2 protein-coding genes are annotated in these 1,678 nt (G+C 55.6%); one reads left to right on the top strand and one right to left on the bottom strand.

Annotated elements, in window-relative coordinates:
• Positions 1-296 (top strand): hypothetical protein (locus HT737_RS31370; protein WP_220459513.1); only part of this gene is annotated, 296 nt, incomplete at its 5' end.
• A gap of 284 nt (positions 297-580) precedes the next feature.
• Here HT737_RS31370 and HT737_RS25740 read toward each other — a convergent pair.
• On the bottom strand, positions 581-1,480 hold the full coding sequence (locus tag HT737_RS25740; RefSeq protein WP_095666964.1) for a hydroxymethylglutaryl-CoA lyase: 900 nt from the start codon (positions 1,478-1,480) through the stop codon (positions 581-583).
• Between the last annotated feature and the right edge of the window lie 198 nt (positions 1,481-1,678).

The raw sequence follows: 1,678 nt of genomic DNA on the forward strand, positions 1-1,678 counted from the left end.
AGGAGCTGCGCAGGCTGCGATCTTTTAAAAACACAAATCCAAGAAAGCACAAAGGGGAGCCGAAGCTCCCCTTTAATTTTGTCGTCGCGTGCTCTTTTTTATTATTGAGGGGCGGTCTGTTGTTGTTTTTGGCAACCGTGGCCCTTTACCGCTGTTTTTGGCGACCCCCATCCGGGGTCAAGAGCAAACGTATTTTTTTGAGCGCTGATCTGCTTTCTCGTCAAACGATCCAACCGATTCGGGCGCTACCTGAAGGTAGTTTTATTATTCTCTGCCCGGTTGCGGGTCACTCCTGAGAGCACCCTGAAAAGCACACCTTCTCCAAAAAAATCTGTTAGCTGCGTCTCTGCCGTGTTGTTTTTGTTATGTCAGAGTCGGTACGTCTTATTTTTATTGGTTTGCTGCTTTTTATTCTTGTTATGCCATAGAGATAGCAGAAGCCGTGCCAACTTTTTAAAACTCTTTTAAATCAATGGCTTGGGATTTTTGAAGGATTTTTCCTTCAGGCAAAACCAGACAATTTGTTTCCGTGTTACTCGACTATGCCCACGTTTCAGACACCGCGGTAACACCTTCGCCCTCACTGGGCGTTACGGGCCTTGGCCACACGCGAACCGCTCGGGCGACCGAGCACCGCACTGATCTGCTGACCCGCTGCAATCAGGGCGTCGAGGTCGATACCGGTCTTGATACCCAGGCCGTTGAGCATGTACACCACGTCTTCGGTGGCGACGTTACCGCTCGCGCCTTTGGCGTACGGGCAGCCGCCGAGACCGGCAATAGAGCTGTCGAACACGGCAATGCCTTCCAGCAGGCTGGCATAGATGTTGGCCATCGCCTGGCCGTAGGTGTCGTGGAAGTGCCCAGCCAGTTTTTCCCGTGGGACTTGTGCCGAGACCACTTCGAATAAACGACGGGTTGCACCGGCAGTGCCGGTGCCAATGGTGTCGCCGAGGGACACTTCGTAGCAGCCCATCGCGTACAGTTCACGCGCAACCATCGCCACTTGTTCCGGCGCGACCTCGCCTTCATAAGGGCAACCCAGCACGCAGGACACGTAACCGCGCACGGTAACGCCATGCTGTTTCGCGGCTTCCATGATCGGTGCAAAGCGCGCCAGGCTTTCGCTGATCGAGCAATTGATGTTGCGCTGCGAGAACGCCTCGGATGCGGCGGCGAATACCGCAACCTCTTTCACACCCGCCGCCAGCGCATCTTCAAAACCGCGCAGATTGGGCGCCAGTGCACCGTAGATGACGCCGGGCTTGCGCTGGATCTGCGCGAACACCTCGGCCGACCCGGCCATTTGCGGCACCCATTTCGGCGAGACAAAACTGCCGACTTCGATGTAACCAAGACCGGCGGCGCTCAGGGCGTCGACCAGTTGTACCTTGTCAGCCACGCTGATCGGTTGGGCTTCGTTCTGCAGACCATCGCGCGGGCCGACTTCGATCAGGCGTACTTGGGAGGGGAGGGACATGGGATTGACCTGTTGTAATTGTCTGAAGTCTTCGAAGATGCCCCTGTGGGAGCGAGCCTGCACGCGAGCGATCTGTCATTCAACATCTTTGGTGATTGACTGGTGCATTCGCGAGCAGGCTCGCTCCCACAAGGGATTTATTTGGATTACTGAACTGATTGCTGGCCCTTGAGCGTCTGTTCCAACGCCTGCACGCAG

The organism is Pseudomonas sp. MD195_PC81_125 (genome assembly GCF_014060985.1).
GTDB classification, from domain to species: domain Bacteria; phylum Pseudomonadota; class Gammaproteobacteria; order Pseudomonadales; family Pseudomonadaceae; genus Aquipseudomonas; species Aquipseudomonas parakoreensis.

Excerpts from the sequence above, each read along its gene's own strand:
- HT737_RS25740 (WP_095666964.1), bottom strand. The coding sequence starts at position 1,480 with ATGTCCCTCCCCTCCCAAGTACGCCTGATCGAAGTCGGCCCGCGCGAT.